21 protein-coding genes and 1 pseudogene are annotated in these 22,121 nt (G+C 50.3%); 14 read left to right on the top strand and 8 right to left on the bottom strand.

Going from position 1 to position 22,121, the window contains the following annotated elements; translation table 11 throughout:
• Window positions 1-6 precede the first annotated feature (6 nt).
• From hisA to hisIE, 3 genes are read left to right on the top strand one after another with little or no spacing between them, the layout of a single operon-like run.
• Window positions 7-744 carry a 1-(5-phosphoribosyl)-5-[(5-phosphoribosylamino)methylideneamino]imidazole-4-carboxamide isomerase gene (gene hisA / locus BZG75_RS04835; RefSeq protein ID WP_077576325.1) on the top strand — a complete coding sequence of 246 codons (738 nt, stop codon included), beginning with the start codon at window positions 7-9 and terminating at the stop codon, window positions 742-744.
• Entirely contained in the window at window positions 726-1,499 is a 774-nt protein-coding gene (gene hisF / locus BZG75_RS04830; protein WP_077576324.1) for an imidazole glycerol phosphate synthase subunit HisF, read from the top strand. The genes hisA and hisF overlap by 19 nt, the downstream gene beginning before the upstream one ends.
• On the top strand, window positions 1,496-2,119 hold the full coding sequence (gene hisIE / locus BZG75_RS04825; RefSeq protein ID WP_021022340.1) for a bifunctional phosphoribosyl-AMP cyclohydrolase/phosphoribosyl-ATP diphosphatase HisIE: 624 nt from the start codon (window positions 1,496-1,498) through the stop codon (window positions 2,117-2,119). Before hisF ends, hisIE begins: the two co-directional genes overlap by 4 nt.
• A gap of 119 nt (window positions 2,120-2,238) precedes the next feature.
• Here hisIE and BZG75_RS04820 read toward each other — a convergent pair whose 3' ends face one another.
• The 4 genes from BZG75_RS04820 to BZG75_RS04805 form a co-directional block, all read right to left on the bottom strand.
• Window positions 2,239-3,435: a sensor histidine kinase gene (locus BZG75_RS04820; RefSeq protein ID WP_241824047.1), complete on the bottom strand. Its 1,197-nt coding sequence runs from the start codon at window positions 3,433-3,435 to the stop codon at window positions 2,239-2,241.
• An 11-nt stretch (window positions 3,436-3,446) separates the two neighbouring features.
• Entirely contained in the window at window positions 3,447-4,142 is a 696-nt protein-coding gene (locus BZG75_RS04815; RefSeq protein ID WP_077460401.1) for a response regulator transcription factor, read from the bottom strand.
• Window positions 4,143-4,165: 23 nt separating this feature from the next.
• A complete protein-coding gene (locus tag BZG75_RS04810) occupies window positions 4,166-4,444 on the bottom strand; it encodes a hypothetical protein (protein WP_077460400.1) in 279 nt (92 codons plus the stop codon).
• Window positions 4,445-4,508: 64 nt separating this feature from the next.
• Window positions 4,509-5,042 carry a PepSY domain-containing protein gene (locus BZG75_RS04805; protein ID WP_077460399.1) on the bottom strand — a complete coding sequence of 178 codons (534 nt, stop codon included), beginning with the start codon at window positions 5,040-5,042 and terminating at the stop codon, window positions 4,509-4,511.
• A gap of 555 nt (window positions 5,043-5,597) precedes the next feature.
• Between BZG75_RS04805 and pseB the strand changes: the two genes are divergently transcribed.
• The 6 genes from pseB to pseI are packed head-to-tail and all read left to right on the top strand — an operon-like array spanning window position 5,598 to window position 11,134.
• Window positions 5,598-6,593, top strand: a complete 996-nt coding sequence (gene pseB, locus BZG75_RS04795; protein ID WP_077576323.1) for a UDP-N-acetylglucosamine 4,6-dehydratase (inverting) — start codon at window positions 5,598-5,600, stop codon at window positions 6,591-6,593.
• Between the two features lie 12 nt (window positions 6,594-6,605).
• Window positions 6,606-7,751 carry a UDP-4-amino-4,6-dideoxy-N-acetyl-beta-L-altrosamine transaminase gene (gene pseC, locus BZG75_RS04790; RefSeq protein ID WP_077576341.1) on the top strand — a complete coding sequence of 382 codons (1,146 nt, stop codon included), beginning with the start codon at window positions 6,606-6,608 and terminating at the stop codon, window positions 7,749-7,751.
• Between the two features lie 3 nt (window positions 7,752-7,754).
• A complete protein-coding gene (pseF, locus tag BZG75_RS04785; RefSeq protein ID WP_077576322.1) occupies window positions 7,755-8,459 on the top strand; it encodes a pseudaminic acid cytidylyltransferase in 705 nt (234 codons plus the stop codon).
• A complete protein-coding gene (gene pseG, locus BZG75_RS04780; RefSeq protein WP_077576321.1) occupies window positions 8,456-9,532 on the top strand; it encodes a UDP-2,4-diacetamido-2,4,6-trideoxy-beta-L-altropyranose hydrolase in 1,077 nt (358 codons plus the stop codon). The genes pseF and pseG overlap by 4 nt, the downstream gene beginning before the upstream one ends.
• Window positions 9,523-10,101 (top strand): UDP-4-amino-4,6-dideoxy-N-acetyl-beta-L-altrosamine N-acetyltransferase, encoded by a 579-nt coding sequence (pseH, locus tag BZG75_RS04775; RefSeq protein WP_077576320.1) that lies wholly within the window; start codon window positions 9,523-9,525, stop codon window positions 10,099-10,101. The genes pseG and pseH overlap by 10 nt, the downstream gene beginning before the upstream one ends.
• Window positions 10,085-11,134 carry a pseudaminic acid synthase gene (gene pseI, locus BZG75_RS04770; protein ID WP_077576319.1) on the top strand — a complete coding sequence of 350 codons (1,050 nt, stop codon included), beginning with the start codon at window positions 10,085-10,087 and terminating at the stop codon, window positions 11,132-11,134. The genes pseH and pseI overlap by 17 nt, the downstream gene beginning before the upstream one ends.
• 85 nt (window positions 11,135-11,219) lie before the next feature.
• On the opposite strand, the gene icd is transcribed toward pseI, so the two are convergent.
• Window positions 11,220-12,470, bottom strand: a complete 1,251-nt coding sequence (gene icd, locus BZG75_RS04765) for an NADP-dependent isocitrate dehydrogenase (RefSeq protein ID WP_077576318.1) — start codon at window positions 12,468-12,470, stop codon at window positions 11,220-11,222.
• 139 nt (window positions 12,471-12,609) lie between these two features.
• Here icd and BZG75_RS04760 point away from each other — a divergent pair.
• From BZG75_RS04760 to BZG75_RS04740, 5 genes and pseudogenes are all read left to right on the top strand, one after another.
• Window positions 12,610-13,242 (top strand): annotated as a pseudogene (locus BZG75_RS04760) (pseudouridine synthase); the annotation flags it as partial.
• Window positions 13,243-13,665: 423 nt separating this feature from the next.
• Entirely contained in the window at window positions 13,666-14,775 is a 1,110-nt protein-coding gene (mnmA, locus tag BZG75_RS04755; protein WP_077460486.1) for a tRNA 2-thiouridine(34) synthase MnmA, read from the top strand.
• 13 nt (window positions 14,776-14,788) lie between these two features.
• Complete coding sequence (gene hflD, locus BZG75_RS04750; protein WP_021022328.1) at window positions 14,789-15,433, top strand: high frequency lysogenization protein HflD; 645 nt, start codon at window positions 14,789-14,791, stop codon at window positions 15,431-15,433.
• 25 nt (window positions 15,434-15,458) lie between these two features.
• On the top strand, window positions 15,459-16,826 hold the full coding sequence (gene purB / locus BZG75_RS04745) for an adenylosuccinate lyase (protein ID WP_077576317.1): 1,368 nt from the start codon (window positions 15,459-15,461) through the stop codon (window positions 16,824-16,826).
• 109 nt (window positions 16,827-16,935) lie between these two features.
• Complete coding sequence (locus BZG75_RS04740; protein WP_077576316.1) at window positions 16,936-18,084, top strand: ribosomal protein uL16 3-hydroxylase; 1,149 nt, start codon at window positions 16,936-16,938, stop codon at window positions 18,082-18,084.
• Window positions 18,085-18,191: 107 nt separating this feature from the next.
• On the opposite strand, the gene oppC is transcribed toward BZG75_RS04740, so the two are convergent.
• From oppC to BZG75_RS04725, 3 genes are all read right to left on the bottom strand, one after another.
• Window positions 18,192-19,103 (bottom strand): oligopeptide ABC transporter permease OppC, encoded by a 912-nt coding sequence (gene oppC / locus BZG75_RS04735; protein WP_077460389.1) that lies wholly within the window; start codon window positions 19,101-19,103, stop codon window positions 18,192-18,194.
• Window positions 19,104-19,113: 10 nt separating this feature from the next.
• Window positions 19,114-20,034, bottom strand: a complete 921-nt coding sequence (oppB, locus tag BZG75_RS04730) for an oligopeptide ABC transporter permease OppB (RefSeq protein WP_077576315.1) — start codon at window positions 20,032-20,034, stop codon at window positions 19,114-19,116.
• A gap of 153 nt (window positions 20,035-20,187) precedes the next feature.
• Complete coding sequence (locus BZG75_RS04725) at window positions 20,188-21,858, bottom strand: ABC transporter substrate-binding protein (RefSeq protein WP_077460388.1); 1,671 nt, start codon at window positions 21,856-21,858, stop codon at window positions 20,188-20,190.
• Window positions 21,859-22,121: the final 263 nt, after the last annotated feature.

The following is a 22,121-nucleotide window of genomic DNA, read 5'->3' as shown; positions in this document are numbered from 1 at the left end:
GCAAGGATGATTATACCAGCACTCGATTTGATAGATGGCCAAGTGGTACGCCTTTATCAAGGGGATTATCAGCAAAAAACCGACTACGGTTTTGACCCGCGTGAGCAGTTCGCACGTTACCATCGAGCGGGCGCGGATTGGTTGCACCTCGTGGATTTAACCGGTGCCAAAGATCCGACCGCGCGTCAGGTCGATTTAATCACCGAGATTTTGCAATCAACGCCCGCCAATATCCAAATCGGCGGCGGCGTGCGCACCGAAATGGACGTGATTGAGCTGCTAAACACCGGCGCGCAGCGCGTAGTGATCGGCTCCACCGCGGTTAAATCCCCCGATTTGGTTAAAGGCTGGATGCAAACCTACGGCCCTGACCGGATTGTATTGGCACTCGACATTCATATTGACAACGACGGGACGCGACGCGTGGCGGTGTCCGGCTGGCAACAAGACTCCGGCGTCACCATTGAAGCGCTACTCGACGATTATCTGTCCGTCGGGCTCAAGCATGTGCTGTGCACCGATATCTCCCGCGATGGCACCTTGCAGGGCAGCAATGTGGCGCTCTACCGCGACTTGTGTCAGCGCTATCCGAGCATTGCGTTTCAATCATCAGGCGGCATTGGCAGTCTCGAAGACATTCGCGCCTTGCGCGGCACCGGTGTGGCAGGCGTGATCGTCGGCCGCGCCCTACTGGAAGGCAACTTTAGCGCAGAGGAGTCGATCGCATGCTGGCAAAACGGATAATTCCTTGTTTGGACGTCCGCGACGGACAAGTAGTAAAAGGCGTGCAATTTCGCAATCACGAAATCATCGGCGATATCGTCCCGCTCGCCAAACGCTACGCCGAAGAAGGCGCTGATGAACTGGTGTTTTATGACATCACCGCCTCCAGTGACAGCCGGGTGGTCGATAAAAGCTGGGTTAGTCGCGTCGCGGAAGTAATTGATATCCCCTTTTGCGTCGCCGGTGGGATTAAATCCGAAGCCGATGCCCAGCAAATCTTGGAATTCGGCGCGGACAAGATATCGATTAATTCACCGGCTTTGGCCGACCCTAGTTTGATCACGCGGCTGGCCAATAAGTTTGGCGTGCAGTGCGTGGTGGTCGGAATTGATTCCTTCTTCGATGAAGCAACCGGACACTATCAGGTCTATCAATTTACCGGTGATGAAAACCGCACTCAGGCCACGCCTTGGCAAACCGCCGCGTGGGTTGAGGAAGTCCAACAGCGGGGCGCAGGCGAAATCGTACTCAATATGATGAACCGCGATGGCGTGCGCCAAGGCTATGACTTAACCCAACTAAAAATGGTAAGAGAGCGCTGTCAGGTGCCCCTGATTGCCTCCGGCGGTGCCGGTGAAATGTCGCACTTCGCCGACGCCTTTTTACAAGCGAATGTCGATGGCGCGCTGGCCGCTTCGGTGTTTCACAAGCAAATCATCGCGATAAGCGAATTAAAACAAACATTAAAACAACAAGGGATCGAGGTAAGAGTATGACGGCAGCGTGGGTAGAACGTATCGATTGGGAGAAAAACGCCGGCTTGGTGCCTGCGATTATCCAACACAGTGATAGCGGCCAAGTATTGATGCTGGGCTACATGAATGCCGATGCACTGAACGCGACGCTCGAAACCGGTCGCGTCACCTTTTGGTCACGCAGTAAGTCGCGTCTTTGGGTAAAAGGCGAAAGCTCCGGTCATGTGTTGAGCCTGGAACACATTGCACTCGATTGCGATCAAGATACCTTATTGGTCACGGCGACGCCGCATGGGCCCACCTGTCACCTCGGCACGACCACCTGCTTTGACAGTGATAATAAACCGCCACACACTGGGCCCGGCTTTTTGTCGAGCCTAGAGCAAGTGCTTGCCAGCCGCAAAGACGCCGCGCCTGATGACTCTTACACCGCGAGCTTATTTGCCAAAGGCACCAAGCGTATCGCGCAAAAAGTGGGGGAAGAAGGCGTCGAAGTCGCCCTCGCTGCCACGGCAGGCGATAAGGCCGAGCTATTAAACGAAAGTGCCGACTTGCTCTATCACCTGTTGGTATTGCTGCAAGACCAAGAGCTTAGCCTCCATCAAGTGACCGAAGTCCTCGCCTCTCGCCATCAAGGCTAACAGCGAAGCGCGTTAACCTATACATGCTCTCTCCAAAGCGCCGCACAACTGCGGCGCTTTTTGATAATATGCGCTTGTATTCAGTGATAGCAAGGGTTCTTCGTCAATAACAAGAGGTGTTATAAATGATATATCGGAATTGCAATTTCCACTCTTAAGCCAGGATTCGCATCAGACAACGTAATGCTGCCATAATGAAGGCCAGCAATGGCTTTAGCGAGCGACAACCCCAAACCCAGTCCCCCATCAGCTCGGCTCTTATCTACCCGATAGAGCCGCTGAAAAACTCGCTCTTTATGTTCATCGGCAATACCTAGCCCCGTATCCTCAACCTCTAACCAGGCTTGAGACGTTTTCAGATTTTCTCCGCAACGGAGATGAATCTGGCTACCTGGCGGACAATAACGCAACGCATTTTCTATCAAGTTAGCCACTTGCTGAATCAAAAGCTCACGATCCCCCTGAATCATCAGTGGCAAAAAGTGCTTTTCTGATATCAATGACATCTGTGCATCTTCGGCGACATCAGCGTATATCTCCGAAACTGTATCGACCACGTTATTCAGATCAAGCATCACAAAGCGGCTTCGGCGCGCACCGGATTCAATTTGTGCAATACGAAGTAAAGCATCAAATATTGACGCTAGCCGCTGTGAATCTTCTAATGCTCTATCCAATTCAACAAAAAAGGCGTTATTGGGGGTTGATGAAATACTCACAGCATCTTGTCGCAATGCCAATAAATTATGGCGCAGACGACTGATTGGAGTTTTAAGCTCATGAGCAATATTAACGGAGATATCACTCATTGCTGCTACTGTTCCTTCCAGCCGTGACAACATATCATCAAGTGAAACCGAAATACGTGCCAGATCGTTATACGTGTATTTTACATTGGTTCGCGCTGAGAGATCTCCTTCGGCGACGGCATTCAAGACGGTTTCAATCCGTTTAATTCGCTTCTGGCTAATGCGAGTCATTACTGTCACTAGTACCACTGAAAACACTGACACTAGTATGCCCGCAAGCACAAAGCCGGACGCGAGCATAGCGAGAATTTCTTCGTCTTCAATAGGTTCGTCATCGAGTTCGCTTTCTAATCCCTTAGCGCGGTCAAGGGACGCTTTAACGATATCGTAGTTTTGTTCTTTCAGTTCATGGTCGACATAGAAAAAGGTTACCAAGGCCATTAGTACTAAGCTGATTAGAGCCACTCCACCGAACATTAAACCTTGGTGAGTCGCAGAGCTTTTCATCCACGCAGGAAGTATATCTAGCAATTTTCGCTTAGAAAAATAGCGAGGGATAAAGTCCACCAGTCTCCCTCTCATTTTAGTTTTCCGCTTTTCTGTTCAAACTTATAGCCTACACCACGAAGCGTATGAATGAGTGTATCGCCAAAGGGTTTCTCGATCTTGTTTCGAAGACGACTAATATGGGTTTCTACAACACTCGTCTGCGGATCGAAGTGTATATCCCACACATGCTCAAGCAGCATGGTCCGAGTAATGACGCGTCCAGGATGGCGTAAGAAAAGCTCAAGAATCCGAAATTCTTTTGGCTGTAAATCCAATGCCTTGCCCTGGCGAGTTGCTGAGTGCGCAAACAGATTCAGTATTAAATCGCCAGAACTAAGTTCATGGCTGGATTCGGTTTTCTTCAACATTGTACGACGGGAGAGCGCAGTGATGCGTGCCAAAAGTTCAGAGAAAGCAAACGGCTTGGTAAGATAGTCATCACCGCCTGCTTCTAAACCTTCCACTCGATCGTCCACACCACCCAGCGTGGTAAGAAACAGGATAGGAATACCAACTTGCGCAGCACGAAGGGCCTTAACGAGAGAAAGACCATCTAGGCCCGGTAACATGCGATCGACAATCGCCACATCGTAACTTTCTGTCATGCAAAGCGTGAGGGCATGCTTGCCGTTATCAATCACCTCAACTTGATGGCCTGCTTCTCGCAGGCCTTTTTCTACGAAACGACTGAGACTATTATCGTCTTCCACCAACAGTACGCGCATTTGGGCACCCCTCTATTTAGGCATTAAGGTTGTATTTCAGCTGCCGTTACAACCGATTCACCTTGATTTGTCGTACTTTGTGGATGAGGAATGTCTTTAACAACTTGGCGTTGTTGGTATTTCGCCATGATAATAGCGACAATACCCGCCATCAAACTCATCCCAAGTATAACCAGCCCAAACATGAAAAACAGTGAGAAGCTCAATACGCCTAAAATTGCCATAGGAGCCTTTTGAACAAGACTTTTAACCTGTTCTTTTGTACGTTGCCATTTTGATGCGTTTCTGTTTTCTACATTCATATAAACCTCCAATCATGGGCACTAGCCCATAAAATTATCCGATACAGGTTGGTTTGTTACTGTCTTACTTTAATACTCTCGCATCAATTTTAATTTCAACATGATTGCCGCTAGTATTTAGCAGGTCTACTTCGTAGTATGGCCGATCAAGATGATCATCCTGTTCAACTCGCCACGCTTTTCCATCTACTTGCGTCTCTGCTTGCATCAATGCCTGTTCAAGAGAAAGAAACGTTCCGTTTCTAATACCTGCTAACCAGATAGCATCCTCAACATCATTGTCATGATTGCGATGAGTATTAGTTAGAATCACTTCACCTGTTGCTGCGCTCACTACTGTATTAATTTCTTCACCCGTATCGCTTATGATCTCAATCTCATAGACCGCTTGGCTCATTACCACATCACGTTCAGCCTCTATCACGATACCGTCAGCAGTTTTCTTTGCTGTCTCAACTGCCTGGATCAATGTTACCGCATCGCTATGGAGAGTCTTGGGCTTCTCACCTGCGTTGGCAGCACCAACAACCAACATCGCACCTAGACCCAGCACAGCAGTAAGAGTGGCGGTAGACGAAAACACTAAATTTTTTTTCATGATGTAATCCTCATTGTTCGTATGATTTGATAGGGACTTCCCTCTCGACGTAGATACTCTAAGCGATCGGGATTTCGTCAACTTTTCGCGAACTATACATTTTTGTAATGTTTGACTGCGCACATGAAGCAAAGAGAAGGTCGAAAGTGGATATATTATCTTGGTACTTTGACGGTTATCATCAACGGCACTGAAGTAGTGTTTAAATGTATCGATCCACGGTATCTATCTCGAACTATTATAGAGTCGGCCTATATGATAACAGCCAGAGGTGATCGTCAAACCGAACCTGTTTTGGTCAAAAACGTTCGCGTGGTCGCCCTGCTAAGTATAGAAGCTGTCGACATTGCAATGGGTCACCTTGTTAACCTATATAACTGGCTGTGAAGTTTATAGATAGCTATTTAGAGGACTTTTCCGATTCTCTTAGTTTGGTACCACTCTTTTGGAATTCGATTTTGCCAATCACACATCAGAACGCCCTAGCAGATCGCCAAATCCTGCTCAGATCAGTTAAACTGCCTGTATTCCCGACAGTTAGTGACAAGGCGTCCTATGTTTAACGGCAAATCCATTCTGATCACCGGCGGTACTGGTTCTTTTGGTAAAAAGTACGTCCGCACCCTGCTTGAACGCTATCAACCACGTCGCCTCGTGGTGCTCTCTCGCGATGAGCTCAAGCAATATGAAATGCAGCAAACCTTTAACGCCCCTTGCATGCGCTATTTTATCGGCGATGTGCGTGATGGCGATCGTTTAATGCAAGCGATGCAAGGCATTGACTATGTGATTCATGCTGCTGCACTTAAGCAGGTACCTGCCGCCGAATACAACCCGATGGAATGTATCAAGACCAACATTCACGGCGCAGAGAATGTGATTCGCGCTGCGATTGCCAACGGGGTGGAAAAGGTGATTGCGCTCTCGACTGATAAAGCCGCCAGCCCCAATAATCTCTATGGCGCCACAAAACTATGTTCAGATAAATTATTTGTCGCCGCTAACAATATGACCGGGGGCCAAAAGACACGTTTTTCGGTGGTGCGCTATGGCAATGTGGTCGGCTCGCGCGGCTCTGTGGTGCCTTTGTTTAAGAAAAAGGCAGAGGAAGGCGCGGATCATTTGCCCATTACCCATCCTGAAATGACCCGCTTTTGGATTACCTTGCAGCAAGGGGTGGATTTTGTGCTGAAAAACTTTTCGCGCATGTATGGAGGGGAAATATTTGTTCCTAAGATCCCATCGGTTCGTCTAACGGATCTCGCCAGCGCCTATGCCCCGAACACGCCCGTCAAGGTAATAGGCATTCGTCCCGGCGAGAAAATGCATGAAGTGATGTGTCCGGCTGACGATGCGCATCTGACGCTCGAATTTGCCGATCATTACGTGATTTGCCCTACCATTAAGTTCTACGATGCCGATGATGACTATCGAGAAAATGCGTTGGGCGAAAAAGGACAGCCCGTGCCAGAGGGCTTTGAGTATCAATCAGGCACTAACCCAGATGTGTTAACCGTCGAGGCCATTTTGCAACTCGACACCGAGCAGTAAAGGAGTATGGCGTTGATCCCATACGGAAAGCAGCATCTTAGTGAGCAAGACTATGCCGCTGTGCTTGAGGTGCTAAAAAGTGATTATCTGACCCAAGGCCCGCAAGTTCCGGCTTTTGAAGCCGCCGTCGCCGAACTCACCGGGGCTGCGCATGCTGTCGCCGTCAATAGCGCTACATCTGCCCTGCATCTCGCTTGTCTGGCGTTAGGACTAGGCCCAGGCGATCGTTTATGGACCTCGCCCATTACCTTTGTCGCGTCAGCCAATTGTGGGCAATACTGTGGTGCCGAGGTGGACTTTGTCGATATCGACCCAGACACTCGTAACCTATGCCCTCAGCAGCTCGCGAAAAAACTGGCGCAAGCGGCCGCTACTCAAACCTTACCCAAAGTGCTGGTGGTGGTACATATGGCCGGTGCCAGTGCGCCAATGGCCGAGATTGCCGCGCTCGCTAAGCGGTATCAGGTGGCCATTATTGAGGATGCGTCACATGCGATGGGCGCACACTATCAAGGCGCGGCAGTAGGTGGATGCCAGTACAGCGATATTAGCGTATTTAGTTTTCATCCGGTCAAAGTGGTTACCGCGGGAGAAGCCGGGGTTGCCACCACCCAACATGCCACATTGGCGAAAGCGCTGCGTCAGTTGCGTAGCCACGGGATCACCCGTGATGCAGAAGACAGCCACGCTGCCCTGCCACCTTGGGGGTATGAGCAGCATACACTGGGGATGAACTATCGCCTCTCGGATATTCATGCCGCGCTTGGCCGTTCACAATTAACCCAGCTTCGTTCCTTTATCGCCAGACGGTTTGCACTCGCTGAACGCTACCACCAAGCGCTGGCGGATTTGCCCGTTAAGCGGCCCATTTTAGACCCTGAATCGGCATGGCATTTGTATTTGATTGAGCTTGAGCACGTCGACACACGCCGCACCGTTTTTGAGGCAATGCGTGTGCAAGGCATTGGCGTGAACGTGCACTATATTCCTGTGCATACGCAACCTTACTATCAGGCACAGGGCTTCCAGCCCGGAGACTTCCCGCTTGCCGAGCAGTATTACGCGGGGGCACTCACTTTACCGCTTTACCCCGATTTAACCGAGCAACAGCAAGATACGGTGATTGCTGCGCTACAAAAAGCCATTGAGGATGCGTGACCGATGAATGTATGTATTATTCCCGCCCGCGGTGGCAGCAAACGCATTCCGGGCAAGAACCTCAAACGGTTTAACGGGGCGCCCATTATTACTTATGCCATTGCGACAGCACGTCAAAGTGGGCTATTCGATCGCGTCTTGGTTTCCACCGATTGCGAGGACATTGCCAGTGTGGCGCGCGATGCAGGGGCTGAGGTGCCTTTTGTGCGTCCCGCCGAGATTGCCGGCGATCACGCTACGACCTTGGATGTGCTTGAGCATGCGATCCAGTGGCTCAACCCGTCGCCACAGCAAACGCCTTTGCACGCGGTTTGCTGCCTGTATGCTACCACCCCCTTTGTCACCTCGGATGACTTGCGCCAAGGCTTAGCGTTACTGGACGGCGACACCGTCAAATACAGTTTTGCCGCCACCCGCTACGCCTTTCCGATTCAGCGCAGTATTCATGTCGATGCCGATGGCAGTGTCAGTATGTTATGGCCAGAGCATTTCACTACACGCTCCCAAGACTTACAACCGGCGTACCACGATGCGGGAATGTTTTACTGGGGCACGCCAACTGCGTTTTTAGCGCGCGAGCCGGTTTTTGCGCCCCACTCGAAAGCTGTGTTGATCCCTCATTACCGCGTGCAAGACATTGATGAGCCGGATGACTGGCTACGCGCTGAGCTAATGTATCAACTGTTGGAGAAACAGGCCTTGCTATGAGCCATATTGCCATTCGAGTCGATGCCTCCCAAGCGATAGGCACCGGGCACGTCAGCCGCATGCACGTGTTGGCTAACATGCTACAAACGTCGGGCCATCAAGTAACCTTGGTGTGTCGCGACTTGCCCGGCAATTTGATAGCGGTCAGCCATGAACAAGGCTTAACGGTGGCGGTGTTGCCTGCCCCCAAAAACTCGCTCAGCAACACCGATTGGCTTGGTGTGAGCCAGCAGCAAGATGCCGAAGAGACAACCGCATACGTGGCTAACCAGCTGGTGGATTTGATGGTGGTGGATCATTACGCCCTCGATGCCCGCTGGGAACAATCGATTCACACCCAATTGGGCTGTCCGGTGATGGTGGTTGATGATTTAGCCAATCGGCCCCACGATTGCGCGTTTTTGCTCGATCAAAATCCTTGGCCAGATCTCACCACGCGCTACGCATCACAGCTTGTAAATCCACAAACCCGATGCTTATTGGGGCCAGACTATGCACTATTGCGTCCAGCATTTGCCGCCTTACATCAGTCTCCGCCGCCGCGGGAAGATAAAGTGATCGCCTTTTTCTCCGGCACGGATCCGACCGGTGAAAGCGTCAAGCTCGTGGACGCGGTGAAACACCTAGAACAAGAGCAGAAGATCGAGAGGCTGCCTTTCTCACTGTTAATTGTCACCGGCCGGCGCAACCCAGACCGCGACGCATTGTGTAAAGCGCCTGTCTCCGATGGGGTTCGTGTGGTGGAAGCACTGTCGGACTTTGATGCCCACATGGCACGGGCACGCTACGCATTTGGAGCCGCCGGCGTTACTGCCATTGAGCGCAGCTGCTTGGGAGTGCCTAGTACCTTGGTATGTGTGGCGGAAAACCAACACGCCATGGCCGAGTATCTCGCCGGACAGCCGGGCTATCAATACTTAGGACGCGGTGAGCACACCCGCTGGCAAGATTACGCGTCTGCACTGCAGCATCTTGCGGCAAACTGGCATCAGCTTCCTACCCTACCAGCGATCACTGATGGAAAAGGCGCAGAGCGTGTCGTCGCGGCCTTGGAGCATGACTTATGCAACTGATTTTTAGAGCGGTGACTCACGCGGACAGTGACACTTTATGGCATTGGCGCAATCGTCCCGCTGTCCGCCAGTTTATGTACACCCAACATGAAATAAGCCATGATGAGCACCAAGCATGGTTCAGCCATATGCTCGCCAACACACACCGATATTTCTATATCGTTTACAAACGCGTAGACGGCCAACCGGACAAGCCACTTGGCGTGGTCAACCTTGACCTCGATAGCGAGAATAGGACAAGTGCAATCTGGGCTTTCTATGCCACCCCCGATGCACCACGTGGGAGCGGTGCGCTCATGGAGTTTGGCGCATTAAGCTTAGCATTTGAAACCTTGGGCGTGACCCAATTGAACTGTGAAGTGCTCAGTCATAATCAGGGGGTAGTTCGGCTACATCAACGCTTTGGCTTTCGTGAAACGCCGCAAAGTCGGCAACGCACCTTTTCCCTGCCTGAGGGAAAAACCGTCGAGATTGTGTGCCTGTCTTTGTCCGCTGATGAGTGGCAGCAAGGCGCCAGCGCCCTTCAAACCAAACTGAATATCGATGCGGTTTATGAACAACGACATTAAGATTGCAGGCCGTTTGATCGGTCCCCAGCATCCTCCCTATATCATTGCCGAAATGTCGGCCAACCATAATGGTAGCCTTGAGCTTGCCAAGCAAACCATTTCCATGGCCAAAGCCTGCGGTGCCGATGCTGTGAAAATGCAAAGCTATACCGCCGATACCATTACCCTTGATTGCGACCACGATGAATTTCAGATCAAAGGCGGACTGTGGGATGGTTATAGTCTCCACCAACTATATCGCTGGGCACAAACCCCGTTTGAGTGGCACAAGCCGTTATTTGATCACGCGAGAAAAGAAAGCATCACCTTATTCTCCTCCCCTTTTGATTGCTCCGCGATTGACTTGCTCGAAGATCTTAACGCCCCCGCTTATAAAATTGCCTCGTTCGAGGCGATTGACTTGCCCTTGATTCGCTATGCCGCGCAAACCGGTAAACCGATGATCGTCTCAACCGGCATGGCTGACGAGACAGAGATTGACGAGGCGGTGGCGACTGCCCGTGATAACGGCTGTCGTGAGCTGGTGTTGCTTCATTGTATCAGCGCCTACCCCGCACCGATGGAACAAAGCCATCTGCGAACCATTCCAACCTTAGCCAGCCGCTATCAAACATTGGCGGGTTTATCCGATCATTCGCTGACCAATACCGCCGCGATCGCAGCCGTGGCACTCGGCGCGTGCGTGATTGAAAAACATGTGATGCTCTCTGAAAATTCGGGAGGCCCGGATGCTGCTTTCTCGCTTACGCCACCTGCACTGAGTGCGCTTTGTGAGCAAACCCACGCGGCGTGGCAAGCGTTAGGAGAAAGCGCCCTCACCACCCGAGAGGCCGAGTCGAGCAACCGTCAATTTAGGCGCTCTTTGTATGTCTGTGAGGATATCGCGCCCGGTGAGCCACTCACGCCCGATAATGTGCGCAGTATTCGTCCTGGCTTTGGGTTGGCGCCGAAACACTATGATGCGGTGCTCGGAAAACGCGCGACACGCGCGTTAACCAAAGGCACCGCGTTGTCGTGGGAGGATATAAACTGATTGTCTAAGTGGATCATTCCCGAGACCACAAACAAAAAAACCCGGCGAATGAGCCGGGTTTTATCATCGTGCGATAATACTATTATTACATTTGCGCAATCATGTCGTCTGCAAACTCAGAGCACTTACGTAGGCTCGCACCTTCCATTTGACGCTCGAAGTCATAGGTCACAGTTTTGTTGGCGATGGTTTTTTCCATTGATTTGATCACCAAATCAGCGGCTTCAAACCAGCCCATGTGACGCAGCATCATTTCTGCTGACAGGATAAGCGAGCCTGGATTTACCTTGTCTTGGCCCGCGTATTTTGGCGCCGTGCCGTGGGTAGCTTCAAACAGTGCCACACCGTCACCAATGTTGGCACCTGGGGCGATACCAATACCACCAACCTGCGCTGCCAAAGCATCAGATACGTAATCACCATTCAAGTTCATGGTGGCAATCACATCATACTCTGCAGGGCGCAACAGAATTTGCTGCAAGAAAGCATCTGCGATGGAATCTTTAATAATGATTTCTTTACCGGTTTTTGGATTTTTCATCGTCATCCACGGACCGCCATCAAGCAACTCGGCACCAAACTCTTTATTGGCTACTTCGTATGCCCAATCTTTAAACGCCCCTTCGGTAAACTTCATGATGTTACCTTTGTGGACGATGGTCAGTGAGTCGCGATCGTTATCGATGGTGTACTCGATAGCCGCACGAACCAGACGCTTGGTACCTTCTTCAGAAATCGGCTTGATACCGATACCACACTGCTCTGGGAAACGGATTTTGTTGGCACCCATTTCTTCGCGCAGGAATTTAATCACTTTATCGGCTTCTGCGGTGCCCGCTTTAAACTCGACACCCGCGTAGATGTCTTCTGAGTTTTCACGGAAGATCACCATATCGGTATCTTCTGGCTTTTTCAGAGGGCTAGGAACGCCAGTGAAGTAACGTACCGGACGCGCACAAATGTAGAGATCGAGCTCTTGGCGAAGGGCCACATTCAGAGAACGAATACCACCGCCAACAGGCGTTGTCAGTGGGCCTTTAATCGCCACTTTGTATTCACGAATAAAGTCGAGTGTTTCAGCCGGTAGCCATTGATCATCACCGTATACCTTGGTGGATTTTTCACCGGTGTAGATTTCCATCCATGAAATCTTACGCTCACCGTTGTAGGCTTTAGCAACTGCGGCATCAACAACTTTGATCATTGCAGGGCTAACATCCATCCCGATGCCATCCCCTTCAATGTAAGGGATCACAGGGTGGTTAGGGACTACCAGTTTTGTGCCGTCGAGTGTAATTTTTTCACCTTCCGCCGGTACAACTACTTTACTTTCCATTTTAATCTCCTAGCGTCCATTTGTTATCTTTGTGTAAGATGCGCAACGAGGATACTCGAATTCATACAACACGCCAAACAGATTATTACGTGTATAATACCAAAGTCTCATTTGCCGTTTAATCTATTTGACAGCCCGTATGCCATATAAATCCCGCTCTCAGCCAGCGTCAAAGGCTGTTTCAAACACCACTGCCAAATCATCTCAACACGCACAGGATTCACGCGCGGCGGCGATGACCACTAAAGTGATACTTGTTAACAAACCTTATAACATGTTGACCCAGTTTAGCGGTGAGCCCGGTGACAGCACATTAGCCGACATCGTCTCCGTAAAAGACGTGTACCCGGCCGGTCGACTCGACAAGGACAGCGAAGGCTTGCTGGTGCTCACCAATAACGGTGCCTTACAAGCCAGATTAACCCAGCCTTCATCTAAATCTCCCAAAACCTATTGGGTCCAAGTGGAAGGTGATCCCAGCGATGAGGCGATTCAAGCGCTTTGCGACGGTGTGGAGCTAAAAGATGGTCTAACGCTACCCGCTGAGGTATCAAAAATGGCGTCACCCGCCGTGTGGGAACGCCATCCTCCGGTACGCTATCGCGCCAACATTCCCACTACCTGGCTAAAGGTGGTGCTGAACGAGGGGCGAAATCGACAAGTACGCCGGATGACTGCCCATATTGGCCACCCGACGCTGCGCTTGATTCGCGCCCAACTCGGCGCCTGGCAGCTGGATGATTTGCAACCGGGCCAATGGCGTGAGGTCGCGCCCCTGAAAGGCTTCGAGCAGTTCATCCCTAAACCCAAAGGGCCAAAAGGGAAAGCACCGTGTGGGCGCACTCGCTCGTCCAAGCGCGCACCGTTGAAGAAGGCTCGATAAAGCCAAGCTTCCACAGCAACTGTCGTCATCGCTCTGAGATTGGATACCACGCATAAACACGCCGTGAATCCATCCCTGGAGGCTCCGCCGCGCCATCCATGGCGCGGAGGGTCTTTGCGCGGCACCCAATCACAGACTATGTCCGCCATTGATATTTAATCGCATCAACATAAGCTGCATCGGTCGCCGTCAACGCAACCATCTATCTACTTTAGATAACGGTTAACGTGTGAGCCTTATCACATCTGTATCCGGCGATTTGATTCTGTTAAACTCAGCGTCCGTTTATTGATAGCAGCATTTGTGATCACCATGTCAGATAACAGCAGCAAAAAAGTGATTGTCGGAATGTCCGGCGGTGTTGATTCGTCCGTTTCTGCCTACTTGTTGAAACAACAGGGTTATCAGGTCGAAGGCCTGTTTATGAAAAACTGGGAAGAAGATGACAACGAAGAATACTGCTCTGCTGCAGAAGACTTGGCCGATGCGCAAGATGTCTGCGATAAGTTGGGCATTGAGCTACATACCATTAATTTTGCCGCTGAGTATTGGGACAATGTGTTCGAGCATTTTTTGACCGAGTACAAAGCAGGCCGTACGCCGAATCCAGATATTCTGTGCAATAAAGAAATCAAATTTAAGGCATTTCTCGAGTTTGCCGACGAAGTGCTAGACGCCGATTATATTGCTATGGGCCATTATGTGCGTCGATCTTTCCCCGACAATGGTGAAAAAGCACAGATGCTGCGTGGCCTTGATAGCAATAAAGACCAAAGCTACTTCTTATATACACTCAGCCACGATCAGATTGCACGTAGCTTATTCCCAGTCGGCGATCTCGAAAAGCCACAAGTGCGCCAAATTGCCGAAGAACAAGGCTTGGTGACCGCAAAGAAAAAAGACTCCACTGGGATCTGCTTTATTGGTGAGCGCAAATTTACTGACTTTTTATCGCAGTACTTACCCGCGCAACCGGGGCCCATCGAAACGACCGATGGCGAGAACATCGGTGACCACCAAGGCCTGATGTATCATACCCTGGGCCAACGTAAAGGTTTAGGGATTGGCGGATTAAAAGGCGGTAACGGTAGCGAAGCGCCCTGGTATGTGGTCGATAAAGACGTTGAGCGCAATGTACTGATTGTAGGTCAAGGCCATGATCATCCACGCTTATTCTCTGCAGGCTTAATAGCAGCCCAATTACACTGGGTCGATCGCGAGAATGTGACCGAGACACGCCGTTGCACAGTCAAAACCCGATATCGTCAACACGATATATCATGTACTATCACGCCTGTTGATAATGACACCATAAAAGTGACATTCGACGAGCCGCAAATTGCGGTCACCCCTGGCCAATCCGCTGTTTTTTATGACGGCGACGTGTGTTTAGGTGGTGGTATTATCGAGCAACGTATTTAAGGAGCCGTGATCAGTGGCAGAGACGATTTATGATCGCACCCTCGCTTTTGCGAGCATTTGTCAGGCAGCGAAACTGGTGCAAGATGTGTCCCGTCAGGGCTATTGTGACCAAGACGCGCTCAGTACCAGCTTAAGCAGCATCGTGATGACGAACCCGTCCTCGACGCTCGATGTGTTTCGCGGTGAGGTCGGTAATGTCACTGGCGGCGGTGAGTCAGGGCTCCATTTAGGCTTGGAAGCGCTGATCAGCCAGCTGGATAATAGCAGCAACGGTAGCGAGCTAATGCGTTATCTGATCAATTTGCTCGCCTTAGAGCGCAAGCTTGCCAGCCGTCGTGATGCCATGGCGCAATTGGGCGATCGGATCGAAACCATCGAGCGCCAATCGAGCCACTTTGATCTGCTTGATGAGCAAATGATCAGTAATCTTGCCAGTATTTATCTCGACGTCATCAGCCCACTGGGCCCGCGTATTCAGGTTTCTGGCGACCCGCAACACCTACAACAAACCGGCGTGCAACATCGTGTGCGTGCCCTCTTGTTATCTGGTATCCGTAGTACCGTACTATGGCGCCAAGTAGGCGGTAAACGCCGACATCTCATTTTTGGTCGTAAACAAATGGTTGAGCAGGCCAAAACTATTCTAGCCCGTAGCTAATCAGATTGAACTCAGGAGACATAAAATGGAACTGTCAGCGCTGACTGCTGTTTCCCCGGTCGATGGCCGATATGGTACGAAAACGATTGCGTTACGATCGATTTTCAGTGAATTTGGATTGCTAAAGTATCGCACCATCGTTGAAATCCGCTGGCTGCAAAGCTTGGCAGCCACTGACAGCATCAAAGAAGTGCCTGCATTTAGCGATGACGCCAACGCCCTCCTCGATCGGATTGCCGCTGAATTTGATGAGCAAGACGCCGCCCGAATCAAAGAGATTGAGCGCACCACTAATCACGACGTCAAAGCGGTTGAGTACTTTTTAAAAGAAAAAATTGCTCAACACCCAGAGATTCATGCGGTTAGCGAGTTTATTCACTTTGCCTGTACCTCGGAAGATATCAATAACCTATCTCACGCACTGATGCTTAAAGACGCGCGTGATACGGTGATCTTACCGGAAATGCAGCAGCTTGCCGATGCAGTTAAAGACTTGTCACAACAATTCCGCGATGTGCCGATGCTCTCTCGCACCCACGGCCAACCGGCTTCGCCGTCGACCATGGGTAAAGAAATGGCGAACGTTGCCTACCGCATGGCGCGTCAGATTAAGCAAGTCGAAAGCACTGAAATCCTCGGCAAAATCAATGGTGCAGTGGGTAACTACAACGCCCATTTGTCGGCCTACCCAGAGATTGATTGGCACGCCTACAGCGAAGCCTTTGTCACCTCGCTCGGTATCGACTGGAACCCGTACACCACTCAAATTGAGCCACATGACTACATTGCTGAGCTCTTTGATGCCGTGGCGCGTTTTAACACCATTTTGATCGATTTTGATCGTGATATCTGGGGCTATATCGCGCTGGGTCACTTCAAGCAAAAAACGGTTGAAGGTGAAATTGGCTCGTCGACCATGCCACATAAAGTCAATCCGATTGATTTCGAAAACTCGGAAGGTAACCTCGGCCTAGCGAATGCAATTTTCTCTCACCTGGGGCAAAAGTTGCCGATTTCTCGCTGGCAGCGTGATCTGACCGATTCGACAGTATTACGTAACCTGGGTGTCGGCGTGGGTTACACCCTAATTGCTTATGCCTCGACCTTTAAAGGGATCAGCAAGCTAGAAGTCAACCAAGCCGCGCTAGAAGCCGAGCTGGATAAGAACTGGGAAGTGCTTGCCGAACCGATTCAAACCGTAATGCGTCGCTACGGCATTGAAAAGCCGTACGAGAAGTTGAAAGAGCTGACACGCGGTAAACGGGTGGATGGCGAAGGCATGCGTGCTTTTGTTGATGGCCTCGACTTACCTGAGCATGAAAAAGCGCGCTTGAAGCAAATGACACCAGCTAACTACATTGGTGATGCGGTCAAGCTCACTGACAAACTTTAAGCAAAACGTTCTCATACCTCACGGCCTCCATTGGGGGCCGTTTTTTATCCCCCTCGCACCGCCCCGCTCAGCGCGTTATACTGCCGCAAATTCCTTAACCTGTGATGCTATGTATCAGTTTCAATTTTCCATTGCCGACTTTATGTCCACCTATTGGCACCAAGCGCCTACCGTTATCCGTCAAGGCTTTATAGACTTCGAGGATCCCATCGACCCAGAGGAAGTCGCAGGCTTGGCGATGGAAGCCGATATTGATTCTCGCATGGTGACACACGCGAATGGTCAATGGCAGGTTGCCCACGGACCGTTTGAGGATTTTAGCAACTTTCCTGATACTCACGCGCAACTGATTGTTCAGGCAGCCAACCACTGGCACCCAGGCGCCCGCGAGTTAGTCAGTGCCTTTTCGACACTGCCTCAGTGGTTATTCGACGATCTTATGGTGTGCTATTCCCAGCCGCAAGGTGGCGTGGGACCCCATATCGATCAATACGATGTCTTTATTGTTCAAGGGCAAGGGCGTCGTCGCTGGCGCGTTGGGCCGAAAGGCGATTATCAAGATGCCAATCTCGAGACCGGTCTCAAGCAAATTACTGGCTTTGATGCCATTATCGATGTCGAACTAGCCCCTGGCGATATTCTTTATATTCCACCCGGTTTCCCGCACGAGGGCGATACCCTAGAACCTTCGCTCAGTTACTCGATTGGTTATCGATCGCCAAAAGCGCGCGAGCTACTCAGTAGCTACGCGGATCAAGTGATTGTTGATGAAGCGGGCGATAACCACTTCCATTGGCCCGCGATGCCAGCGCAACCCGATGCGCCAGCGGCACTCGACCCACAACATCTCGCCCAAATGGATGAGATGATGATGGCATTAATGCAGGACGAAACCCGTAAAAAGCGCTGGGTTGGCGAGTTTCTCTCTCAGGCTCGACACGAGCTCGATTTGCTCAGCCCCGATCCGCAGTGGCAGCCTGATAGCCTCAAAGCCGCCATGCAAGATGGTCTGTGTTTAGAAAAACTCAGTGGCTTACGTGCTTTTTATCACGCTGATCAGTCAGAAATAATTTTTATGCTCGGTGAAAGCTTTGACTTACCGGAAGGCTGTGAGTCATTGACGCCTGAGCTGTGCAATCAGCGTTTTATCGATTGGGAAATGCTCGGTGAAGCCGCTGAAAATAGCCTGTTTTGGCCGATGCTCACACTGTGGGTCAACCGCGGCTACTGGTATCCTTTAGACGAGGCGCCAGAATAACCGCGATTTTTTGCAAAAGATCGCGCTCGATGATTGATAAAAAAGCGCAGGAAACAAACCTGCGCTTTTTATCTTATTGCGTTTTTTACGACGCCAAAAGCTGTCGATTATCTGTCTTTTGGATCCAGCGCATCACGCAAACCATCACCGACATAGTTAAAACAGAATAGCGTCAGCACCATAAAGGTCGCTGGGAACAGCAGCTGCCAGATTGCTATTTCCATCGTTTGTGCCCCTTCTTGTAGCAAGGCACCCCAGCTGGTCATTGGCTCTTGCACGCCCAGACCCAAGAAACTGAGGAAGGATTCGAACAAAATCATGTTCGGCACCAACAAGGTCGAATACACAGCGACAATCCCTAATACGTTCGGCACGATGTGGCGGGTAATAATATGACGTGTGCTCACCCCTGAAACATGCGCCGCCTCAACAAATTCTTTACTGCGTAAGCTGAGCGTTTGACCACGAACGATACGGGCCATATCCAGCCAGGCAATACAACCAATCGCCACAAAGATCAGTACGATATTCCGACCAAAGAAGGTCACCAACACAATCACGAAGAACATGAATGGAATCGATTGTAAGATCTCAACCAAGCGCATCATCACCGCATCGGTACGGCCGCCAATAAAGCCAGAGGTTGCACCATATAGTGTACCAATCAGGACGGCGACAAAGGCCCCCATGACACCAACCATGATCGATATACGCCCGCCCATCATGGTACGCGTAAACAGATCTCGCCCAAGGGCGTCAGTGCCAAACCAGTGGCCATCAAGACCCAATGTCGGGGCCGCATGGATGGCGTACCAGTCGGTCGCATCATAAGCATAAGCACTCAGGGACGGACCCAATAGAACACTCAAACCAATAATGACAAGGATCACCAAGCTGGCCATCGCGGCTCGGTTACGTTTAAAGCGTATCGCTGCGTCCTGCCAAAGGCTTCGCCCTTTTACATCCACTTCTTCTGCGAAGTTTTCTAGGGCGTCAATGTTTTCTTTTTTCGTCAGCATCATGTCACCCCTAGTAACGGATCTTAGGATCGATATACGCAAGTAGGATATCGACAATGGCGTTGAAAAGAATGGTCAGCGTCCCGATTAAAATCGTACAACCCAGTACCAGTGAATAGTCACGGTTAAACGCAGCGTTAACAAATAGCTTACCGATGCCAGGTAGCCCAAAGATGGTCTCGATCACCACCGAGCCGGTAATAATCCCAACAAAGGCTGGCCCCATATAAGACACCACCGGCAACATCGCTGGCTTAAGCGCATGCTTGACAATAATGGTCGGGTAGCTCAACCCTTTGGCGCGTGCAGTACGAATAAAATTACTGTTCAGGGTTTCAATCATGCTGCCACGGGTCACACGCGCAAACGTGGCAACGTAGAGTAACGACATGCCAATCACGGGGAGCACCATAAAGTGCCAACCTCCCCCTTGCCAGCCACCGGCCGGTAACCAGCCCAAATTAATGGCGAAAATATAAATAAGCACAGGCGCGAGCACGAACGATGGCATGACCACCCCGAGCATCGCGGTCGACATAATGGTGTAGTCAATCCAGGTATTTTGTTTCAGCGCGGCAATGGTACCGATCGTGACCCCAAACAGCAGGGTGAACACAAATGCTATCGCGCCGATTTGCGCCGAAACAGGGAGAGAGTCAGCAATCAATTCATTAACGCTATAGTCAATATATTTAAACGAGGGACCAAAATCCCCTTGTAAGATATTGCCTAAATAGGTGGTGTATTGCTCAAACACGGGCTTATCTAAGCCGTATTTGGCATTAATATTTTCCATTACCGCCGGGGGCAATGGACGTTCACTTGAAAAAGGGTTGCCAGGCGCAAACCGCATCAAGAAGAAGGAAACAGTGATTAAGACCAACAGCGTTGGGATCGCTTCCAATATTCGCTTCGCGATAAATTTCAACATAGCTCTACCGTCAACATTAGCTCTTGCATAAATACGAGCTGTTCCATGTTAGTTAAGCATCACAGCAAGCGCTGCCTTGGGCATTTCCACAAACAGCGAAACCATCAAGGGAGTCGTAATAAACGACTCCCTCACTTAGCCGTGAATCAGGGATTACTCCGCTTTGATGTAAAGATCTTTGGAGAAGATCTTCTCTTCCGCGTTATTGGCTGGGAAGCCACCGACTTGGGGGCTAAGCAGACGCGCTTTTACATACTGATAGATTGGCGCAATCGGCATGTCTTTCGCCATTTGTGCCTCTGCATCAAGGTATAGTTTGCTACGTTCCGCCTCGTCTGTAGTGGTCATCGCTTTTTGCATGATAGCGTCATAAGCTTGGCTATCGTAGTGCACACCGCCTGAGGTATTGGTGCTTCGCATTAAGCTGAGGAAGGTCGACGCCTCGTTGTAATCACCACACCAGCCGGCACGGGCCACGTCAAAGTTACCCTCGTCTTTGGTGCTTAGGTAGGTTTTCCACTCTTGGTTGTTCAGATCGACAGACACGCCGAGCTTGTCTTTCCACATTTGACCAATCGCAACGGCCAGTTTTTTGTGGTTTTCACTGGTGTTATACAGCAGTGAGAAATCAAGCGGATTATTTTCACCAAATCCTGCCTCTTTAAGCAAACGCTTAGCTTCTGCATCACGCTCTTCTTGGGTCATTTTGGCGTATTCTGGCAATTCAGGCTCAAATCCGGCGGTGATCTCTGGTGTTAAGAAATAAGCCGGTTTTTGGCCCTGACCCAGTAAAGCGTCAGTGATTACATTGCGATCAATGGCATAAGACAATGCTTTACGGATGCGAACGTCATCAAAAGGTTCACGCTTGGTGTTAAAGATGTAGTAATAGCTACACAGGTTACCCACGATAGAGAGGTCGTCTGGATGCTCGCTTTTCAAACGACGGAAATGCTCATTGGGGATCTCGTAAGTCATATCAATTTCACCGGCCAAGTAGCGGTTCATTTCTGCGACTTGGTTTTCAATCGGCAAGAAAGTGACTTTGTCGAGTGTGGTATTGTCGTTATCCCAGTACTGCTCATTACGCGTTAATTCGATACGCTCGTTGATTACCCAGTTATCGACCACAAACGCGCCATTACCAACGAAGTTTTCTGGTTTGGTCCACTGATCACCATGCTTTTCTACAGTCTCTTTATGGACTGGCTTCATGGTGGTGTGACCCATCATTTTCACCAAGTACGGAACCGCTGAGTCAAGCGTGATCTGTAACGTGTGATCGTCGAGTGCTTTAACCCCTAAGGTGTCTTTATCTTTTTCACCTTTGATGATGGCTTTGGCATTCTCCATGTGGGTATAACCCAGATACCATGAGTAAGGCGACGCCGTCATTGGGTCAGCGACACGTTTAAAGCTGTATTCAAAATCTTGTGCAGTGACGGGATCGCCGTTTGACCATTTGGCTTCATCGCGCAGGTAGAAGGTAAAGACTTTGTTATCTTTGTTTTCCCAGCGCTCAGCCACACCAGGAATCACATTACCGTCGGCGTCTTGGTTAACCAGACCTTCGAGTAAGTCACGAATAACATGTGACTCTGGCACGCCTTGGGTTTTATGTGGATCGAGAGAAGCCACTTCCGCCCCATTACCACGAACGAGCTCTTGTACATCAGCAAGTTGGGGTTCACCGGCGGCGGTTTCAGTTTTTTGTTCAGGGGCTGTTTGGGAGGTTTGTTTTTGCTCAGGCTCACTGCATCCTGCGAGAGCCAGAGAAAGGCTAGCGCCCATAAAAAGGGTTCGGGTGATCGTGTTTAGCTTCATCGTGTAACTCCATAACAATCGCTATTGCATCCATGACAATCGTCGCAGCCAGCGGGAGCATCCATTTGCACAACTCTAGAAGTTGTACTACGCCGTGCTGCGCGACTAAAGGCAAAACATTACCAATCAATACTGTGTTTTGCCATAAACCTGAAGTATTTTGCCATAAAATGAGATTAAAAACTTATCTTTCACTACACTTAAGTCACATAAAAAAACGTTCAGCTGGTAAGACAAGGCAAATTTAGCGCTTTATTCATCAC

The organism is Salinivibrio sp. AR640, assembly GCF_001995405.1.
Classification (GTDB): domain Bacteria; phylum Pseudomonadota; class Gammaproteobacteria; order Enterobacterales; family Vibrionaceae; genus Salinivibrio; species Salinivibrio costicola.
Note: the sequence above shows the minus strand (reverse complement) of the source record. Positions and strands in the feature narration are given on the sequence as shown.